This window comes from Bacillus salitolerans, from assembly GCF_042680805.1.
GTDB lineage: Bacteria > Bacillota > Bacilli > Bacillales > SA4 > Bacillus_CJ > Bacillus_CJ salitolerans.
On record NZ_JBHUEM010000046.1, the window covers coordinates 61,330 to 69,018 of the forward strand.

Consider the following 7,689-nt stretch of genomic DNA (forward strand, 5'->3'; position numbering starts at 1 on the left):
TTAGTTCAATAACTCCAATTTCTATATGAGCCAAAATATACATTATATTATTCATTATAATGTATATTTTGGCTCTTTGTTATTTACCTTTACCATAAAGAATTAGGAAAATGATTTAACTGGTGCATTGTTATTAGAACTGCAATTCACTATAAAACGGGGATGATAATTTCCAGTAAAGTGTGTCAGTTATTTTAGCAGATACTGTTTCATTTTAAATGACGGTCACACTTAAATTGTTTTTCTAATAGATACTTACTTTTGGATAATAACTTTACCGTAATTTTCCTTAATGTTTAGTGAATAACATGTTTCTCTTACTTAAAAAACGGGTGCACTTCTTAAAGAAGGGGAAGTGCTCTTTTTTTGTAAATGTTGTTCTACTAATGAGGCAGGTTAATTGAAGAGCGCTGTTTAACTTGTGTTCAACAAATGGGTCTTATTAAGAGTATTTTGTTAGGACAAGAAAATAGAATGGGTGACGCAGGAATAAATGTTTTTTACATTCTGCTACGGGGGTACTTATGAAAACTCACTATTATTTAGGTTGGTTTAACAATTTCTTTCCAGAGAATCTGGGCAGACTGTTACAGGAGGATATAACTGATAGAAAATCGCTTGCTATGATTAGCTCGAATCCATCTATTTATGAAGATAATGGTGCTACTGAACGCTCGTGGCTTGACCAGGCTGGCATTATGTTTGATGAATATCATTTAATTAATTATCGCGTACTGAAGGAAGATGCCCAAACGAAAATTAAAAATGCTTCAGTCATTTTCTTGTTGGGTGGAAATACTCTTAAACAAAATGGTTTTTTGATGGAATATGAATTATGGGATTCAATTAAAAAAAGCAGCGCCGTTGTGATGGGAGCAAGCGCTGGTGCAATCAACATGTCCGCTAAATGGTTATGCTCGAAAAACTTTGGATATAAAGTTGAAATGAGCTCTGTTTACGACGGAATCGGTCTTGACAATTTTTCCGTCCTGTCTCATTTTGATCTTGAAAATAATATTGCACTGGTTCTAAGCGAACTTTCTCTCCTATCGGAAGAAATAAATATTTATGCGTCGAACAAAGATTGCGCTGTACGTGTAAAAGGAGACAAAATCGACGTTTTTGGCAATGTTTTTTTAATTTCCCACTCAAAGATTCAGAAATTGGATGAGACGCTTTGATTGTAGTGAATGGCTATGACTTAATTGAATTAATTTGTTTATGCATGGCCTATATTTTAAATTTAGTGAAGGAGAACTATGTAAAATAGGATCGTACGGAAAGCATAGATGTGCAGAACGGTCTACTGCAATCGGGCGCGAGTGTTGAATGTGCATCTCTTTTTTCTTCTTCAACTAAACCAGCTGCTTGGACAATAAGAGCAACAAATTCTTGTATTAACGGGCAGAATAGTTCAACAACGCAATTATGAAAAGTCTTTCTATACTGCTATTCAGCTTATAGTAAAAGGGGTGTTATGTAATGAAGCGAAAAATCATACTTCTTATCACTATAACGTTAACGATTGGTATAGCAACGTATGGCTATTACTTTTTTAATATCCCCATAAAAGGAAAAGGCTTTACTAAGATGACGATTTATTTAAATAGGGATAAGGAAGGACCAAATGTTATTACAGATAGAGAAGTGTTAAACACTGTTATAGACACAATCAATTCAAGCTCAAGAAAAGACATGTCAAAAATAATATTTGAAGAAGGTCCAGACGGAAGAATTATTTTTAGTGGAAAGAATAAAGTTGTTGAAGTCGGAGTTTTTAGGAACGGAGGAAACGTAGTTACCGATAAATATTATATTATTACAGGTTTAAACCTTGATGAGATAATCAATAAAAACAATTAGATTTATTACTACGGGGGCGAAAATGCAATAGACGTGGTACTGATCCATGAAGGATTAGTACCACTTTTTGTTGAAGTAAAGAAGCAGTTTAGTGCAATAAGGTATGATAAAGTTTATATATTAAATGGATTTTTGGGTGTGGGTGTAATTATGACAGTAACTATTGATATCGCTTGATTATTGACTGGAAATGAAAGAGATGAAGTATTACGTTTTTGGAATGTATTTGAAACAGAATACAATTCTATTGGAGTTCAATCGTCTGATCATCCAAACTTAGGATTCCAAGGCGGTCGTTGTTCAAATATTGATTCACTAAAAGATGAATTGTCGAATCTCAGTGTGGTACTTTCCCCCTTGAAATAATAGTAGAGGGTTTTGGCTTTTTTGAAGCTCCGTCAAAAGTGGTTTATTTGAAAGTGTTGAAACGGATGAACTAATTGATTTACATAAGAAAATTAACAATTCCTTGGCTAAGTGTTGCGAGAATTTGTTTGAGTTTTATACACAGAAAATCGGGTTCCTCATATAACACTTGCAATGGATGATTTATCGGAGACAAGTTTCGGTAATTTTAAAGAAAAATATAAAGATTATTCTCCTTCTTTTAAGAAAACTATCTCAAATCTTGCATTAGTAGAATTTAAAAAGAATGGACGAGTTGAGTTGCTTTCAAGTTATGAAATAAAATAAAATCCTTATTCAACTATCGCGTGCACTTCTTTAATAAGAATAAGTGAAAGATCAGCAGCTGCTGGTCTTATTTTATTACTACTTGAGGAAGATAAAGGACTGGCTTTTAAGGAAGTAAAGAGCAGGATTGTTGAATAAATCCCAATCTAATGTTAAAATTAGGAAATTTGTGCTTAGGGGGACTCGATATGAAGTTGTATTATAGTGAACGCGCAAAGGAATATGAAAAAGTATATTTTCGAGACGATGCTATCAGACAACAAGAACAACTAATGATTAGGAATAGATTAGAAAGTGTCTTTAGAGAAAAGAATGTGTTAGAAGTTGCTTGTGGAACAGGTTTTTGGACTCCGTTCGTAGCTGATGTCGCTAAGCATGTTACTGCTATTGATTTTTCAAATGAAGTTCTTAATATAGCAAAAGAAAAAAAATACAACAGAAATAATGTCCTATTTACACAAGGAGATGCATACCAGTTAAGCGATATTGCGGGTGTTTTTGAAGGTGGATATGCAAATTTCTGGTTTTCCCATATACCTAAAAATAGAATCACTGATTTCTTAAAGCAATTACACGAAAGACTTGGTATAGATTCCGATGTTTTTATGACGGATAATATGTACATGAATTCTATCGGTGGTAGTTTAATAAATAAAGATAATGATGAAAATACTTATAAGATAAGAACTCTTGAAAATGGAAAGCAACATGAGATATTGAAGAATTATTATGATAAGAAGGAACTGGAAGAAATATTTTCACCATATTCTAATAATCTTGAAATACATATAGGGCAATGTTTTTGGTGGTTATCATATACAATAAAATAGCCTGTCTATGTTCAACCACCATGAAAATAAAGGTCTCCAAGTGTAAAAAATTTACAACATCAAAGAATCCCCATCTCCATTCGTTTTACAAACGGAGTGAGCTATAAAAAGCAATTGGATTGACTAGTTGACTGGATTAAAGCCCGTATAGACCGATCTAATATTTTCATTCTCTGTGGTGAAGTGCAGGTATTTAGCGCTTCATGTGTGGCTAACGGGGACAATTCCAACAAGATTCATACAATTGCCTAATATGTAAATACCAACCAATAATCTATGATATAATAGTAAATCAATCGGTTGGGCAACATGTTGAGAAGGTTATATTAATAGTATGAAAGTCTGTCATTTGCTTAGACCCCCGATTATGAAATGGGGTAATGTTGTATGGGTTTTAGAGATTTTCATCCGAATATTAAGTTGAGAATTATATTTGGATTTTTTAGTGAAATTATTGGAAGTATGATTTTTCCGTTTATGGCTATTTATTTTGCTGTTCATTTCGGTGCGAAATTAACTGGAATTCTATTAATAATTAATATTATTGTTGGTGCCTTAGTAGGATTTTATGGTGGCTATTTATCTGACAGGATAGGGCGGAAGAAGTTAATGGTCATGGCTGAAGTTTTAAGAGTCGTGTCATTGATAGTGATGACTTTCGCTAATTCTCCTTGGTTTGAATCACCTTCCTTAACTTTTTTTATGTTTTTAGTTGGAAGTATTTGTTGGGGAATTGAAGGGCCGGCAGCAGATGCGATGCTAATTGATGTCAGTAAACCAAGGGAACGGAAGCTTATGTACAGTATCATGTATTGGTCAGGTAATTTATCCATTGCATTAGGGGGAGCAGTTGGAGCATTTTTATTTGAGGATTATTTATTTGAATTATTTATTGCTATGACAGTTATGGCTATTGTATTGGTATTTGTATTAATCTTTTTCATAAAGGAAAGCTATGTTCCAACACAAGATCCGAAACAAAATAATAATGGAAGGTTTCAAGTCTTTACGGATATCTTTAAAAGCTACAAAACGGTAGCGACGGATAAAGTTTTTATCTTATTTGTTATCGCGGGGTTATTCATTCAGTCCCTTGAATTTCAATTAACTAACTATATTGCAGTTCGACTCCACGAACATATGCCGGAACAAAACGTGTTTCTATGGTCAATTGATGGATTAAAGATGACAGGGATTTTAAGAACAGAAAACACTGTACTCGTTGTAATTTTTGCGGCGCTTATAACAAAGCTAATTCATAAGTATAAAGATAAGCATGTTTTTTTAACTTCCATTGTATTGTTTACCATCGGCTATACGGCCATCAGTTATTTTAACAACATTTGGATTTTACTATTAGCTATGGTTATTGCAACCTTAGGAGAACTAATGAGAGTTCCTGTCCAACAAAGTTATTTGGCAGCTATACCGCCTGATGATAAAAGAAGTAGTTACATGGCAGTAAATGCCTTTACCTATCAAGGTTCAATGATTCTAGCTTCACTTTCCGTTACACTAGGTGCATATCTTTCAAAAGAAATGATGAGTATGCTATTACTTGTCACGGGAATAATCGGGTTTGTGCTCATCAATAAAATTATCCCTAGCTTAGAGAAAAGAGTTCAAAATCAAGGTGAAGCTGGTGTAGCATAAGATAAAGAACAGAACTACCTATTAAATGAGCAAGTGGATTAGTGGAAAGCTAGAGGGACAGGAAATAGAACAATCAGAGCAAGGTACCTATCCTTAATTCCCACTACATAGACTTGATAGTATTCACAAAGTCAACAGAAAGATTATTAACCTAATATCTAAGAAGGTAGACGGTATTTTGTAAGACGTTGAGTATTAAGTGAAAAGACAGGTAGATATGACACAAAGATTAATAGTCTAGAAAAAAATTCAGTCTTAACATTGGCTGGATTTTTTATTTTACTTTTATTGTGAAATAATGTTCTTAAAGTAACGGGGCTAATCTTCAAGAAGGAGATTGGCTTTTTTTCTTGAAGTAAAGAGCAGGAATGTTGAAGATTAACAAGCAATAAATTATTAAATTTGTAAGGGGTGATATTTATGCGTAAAAAGGTAACTATAAGTATTTTTTTTATAGTTGTATCAATTATTATATTTGCTTTTTCACCCTGGGTAACAGAAGACTTTGCTGAAAATAGAGTGAAAACATCCTTCCAAAATGAACAAAAAGGCATTGTAGATGGTTGTGGGTTTAATTGTAGTGGGTGTGGGGCGATTAACTCGGAAAAGGTTGGATTTTTATGGTAAAATTAAGGTGTTTAAGGGGAGTGGTTCAATAAATGAATGATACTTTTGTGACAAAGGTTAAGAAAGTAATAGCTTTTTTATTGATTGCAGGTATCCTTACTGGTATCTCATATCTTATTGTTTACAAAGTTTCTTTTTTACCAAACGGTTATAACATTGTTTAAGAAAAAACGATAGTATATCGTTGAATTCATTCAATGTGGTAGGGATGGAAAAGAATATTAAAGACGTAAATTTTTCTGAAAAAGATACTTGGAAGATCGAAGCTATGGAAAATGAAGTAGAAAGACAAAAGGAATTTTTATGGCTGTTATTTTCTGCGGTTACTGTATCTATATTTTTGTTAGTTTATAAGCTTCGTAACAGAATGATATTTTGGAAAGCAATTATAGAGAGCAATATTATTAGTTCTGTTTTGTTTCCAATATTTCATATTAGTAGCTCATTGAATAGGATAAGTAATTTAATTTCTTGATTACTAAACAAATGGGTGCAAATCTCTAATTAGAGCAGTCACTTATCTAGCAGCAAGTGTAGTAGATGAATATGTTTATTTATAAAAATATACGAATAGAGGAGGAAGAGAAATGGGTTGGGCAATTTTAATCGTAATTGGATATCTTCCAATTATATATCGAATCCATAAACGGTTAGACCACTTGGAAAAAGAAGTGAAAAGGTTAAAAGGTGAAAATGACGTTATTTAAGTATATGGAGCTCTTCTTCAATAACACAGGCACTGATCCAGCAGGAATAGTGCCTGTGTTATTGAAGTAATGGACAGGATTGTTGAATAATAACTGTTCTATTGTGAAAGATGTTCATAGGGTAAAAAAGTGGAGGTCTCGCGTTTAACGTTAGGAAGTGATTATTATGTCGGTCTTCAGTCAAAATAGTCATATAAGCATGATTAACAGGATTAAGTTTAATAAGAAAGATTTCACAGTGTTAAGTATTGGAGTTATGTTAAGAGATTTTGAAGGTTTTACTAACAATTTCATAAAAGCTACTTTTGAGTTTCCTTTATACTTTGTTTTACCAATGATGTTCATAGATGATGAGGAAATAGGACAGATGAAACTGCTTAAAATTGAATATCAAATAGATAAGAAAAGTGAATGGATGATTCTTAAAGTAGAAACTAATGCTCAATTGAAACTAATAACGGACTATTGTGAGTGGTCTGCTTGTAATGGGGTAGGTTCGTTTATGTTTCAAGGTAATGGCATCCATTATGATGATTTATGTCCAAATGTGAATTGGAGCCTTCCAACAGAGTTCCCTAATCTTGATTGGGGCAAGGTAGCAACGTTTATTGATATACATGAAGTTGGATACACCGTATTTACTAATGATAATCGAATCAATAGTACATTAAAAATGTTAAATTACATTCCAAAAGAGTACGAAATTGACCTTGATAACTGTGATATTTGATTTCAGGGTTCTTCAGTAAAGGGAGCGAATGCTTAACACGGTATTCGCCTTTATTATTGAAGTAAAGAAGTAGGAATGTTTAAAAGGGAGGTAATATAAGTGAATAGGTTATTTGGTATTTTAATAATAAGTTTATCATTACTAACAATTGCCATTATATTTCAAAATGCTTTTGCTTAATGGAGGAGGACCTCCTACTATAACAATTGTTTTTGTTTTGATTGTCTTTATAGTTGGAGTAGGGTTGATTTTTTCTAATGGTAAATCAAAGGAAAAGCAGGAAGAGCCTTACGTTTCTAACGAAGAAATAGAAAAGGAACTGGAAGAAGAATTTGATAAATAACCTTGATAAGCTAAAGGATGCTAATCTTCAAGAAGGAGATTGGCTTTTTTTCTTGAAGTAAAGGAGCAGGATAGTGGAATAAGAACAGAAAGACGGTGGAATTATGCGTTTAATACAGAGTATTTGTTCCATAACTCTATTATTATTGATTATCGGTTGTTCAAATAACGATAATAATACAAGTAGCGTCAACATCGAAGGCATTCAGGGTGAAATAATAAAGATCGATGAAGACTCTATTTT

Annotated in this window: 7 protein-coding genes; all 7 read left to right on the plus strand. The window is 32.9% G+C overall.

Annotated elements, in window-relative coordinates; genetic code table 11:
- Positions 1-524 precede the first annotated feature (524 nt).
- The gene (locus tag ACFSCX_RS19365) at positions 525-1,181 is read left to right on the plus strand and encodes a Type 1 glutamine amidotransferase-like domain-containing protein (RefSeq protein WP_377929895.1); all 657 of its coding nucleotides are present in this window, start codon (positions 525-527) and stop codon (positions 1,179-1,181) included.
- 301 nt (positions 1,182-1,482) lie between these two features.
- Positions 1,483-1,863: a hypothetical protein gene (locus tag ACFSCX_RS19370; RefSeq protein ID WP_377929896.1), complete on the plus strand. Its 381-nt coding sequence runs from the start codon at positions 1,483-1,485 to the stop codon at positions 1,861-1,863.
- Between the two features lie 881 nt (positions 1,864-2,744).
- Positions 2,745-3,386 (plus strand): class I SAM-dependent methyltransferase, encoded by a 642-nt coding sequence (locus ACFSCX_RS19375; RefSeq protein ID WP_377929897.1) that lies wholly within the window; start codon positions 2,745-2,747, stop codon positions 3,384-3,386.
- Positions 3,387-3,773: 387 nt separating this feature from the next.
- Positions 3,774-5,039, plus strand: a complete 1,266-nt coding sequence (locus ACFSCX_RS19380) for an MDR family MFS transporter (RefSeq protein WP_377929898.1) — start codon at positions 3,774-3,776, stop codon at positions 5,037-5,039.
- Positions 5,040-5,459: 420 nt separating this feature from the next.
- Complete coding sequence (locus ACFSCX_RS19385) at positions 5,460-5,666, plus strand: hypothetical protein (protein WP_377929899.1); 207 nt, start codon at positions 5,460-5,462, stop codon at positions 5,664-5,666.
- A gap of 208 nt (positions 5,667-5,874) precedes the next feature.
- Positions 5,875-6,141, plus strand: a complete 267-nt coding sequence (locus ACFSCX_RS19390; RefSeq protein WP_377929900.1) for a hypothetical protein — start codon at positions 5,875-5,877, stop codon at positions 6,139-6,141.
- A 398-nt stretch (positions 6,142-6,539) separates the two neighbouring features.
- Positions 6,540-7,103 (plus strand): hypothetical protein, encoded by a 564-nt coding sequence (locus tag ACFSCX_RS19395; RefSeq protein WP_377929901.1) that lies wholly within the window; start codon positions 6,540-6,542, stop codon positions 7,101-7,103.
- The last annotated feature ends 586 nt before the right edge of the window (positions 7,104-7,689 follow it).

What these genes read in the sequence shown, in the direction of transcription:
- ACFSCX_RS19365 (WP_377929895.1), top strand. Translation starts at nt 525, where the DNA reads ATGAAAACTCACTATTATTTAGGTTGGTTTAACAATTTCTTTCCAGAG.
- ACFSCX_RS19380 (WP_377929898.1), top strand. Translation starts at nt 3,774, where the DNA reads ATGGGTTTTAGAGATTTTCATCCGAATATTAAGTTGAGAATTATATTT.
- ACFSCX_RS19375 (WP_377929897.1), top strand. Translation starts at nt 2,745, where the DNA reads ATGAAGTTGTATTATAGTGAACGCGCAAAGGAATATGAAAAAGTATAT.
- ACFSCX_RS19370 (WP_377929896.1), top strand. Translation starts at nt 1,483, where the DNA reads ATGAAGCGAAAAATCATACTTCTTATCACTATAACGTTAACGATTGGT.
- ACFSCX_RS19390 (WP_377929900.1), top strand. Translation starts at nt 5,875, where the DNA reads ATGGAAAAGAATATTAAAGACGTAAATTTTTCTGAAAAAGATACTTGG.
- ACFSCX_RS19385 (WP_377929899.1), top strand. Translation starts at nt 5,460, where the DNA reads ATGCGTAAAAAGGTAACTATAAGTATTTTTTTTATAGTTGTATCAATT.
- ACFSCX_RS19395 (WP_377929901.1), top strand. Translation starts at nt 6,540, where the DNA reads ATGTCGGTCTTCAGTCAAAATAGTCATATAAGCATGATTAACAGGATT.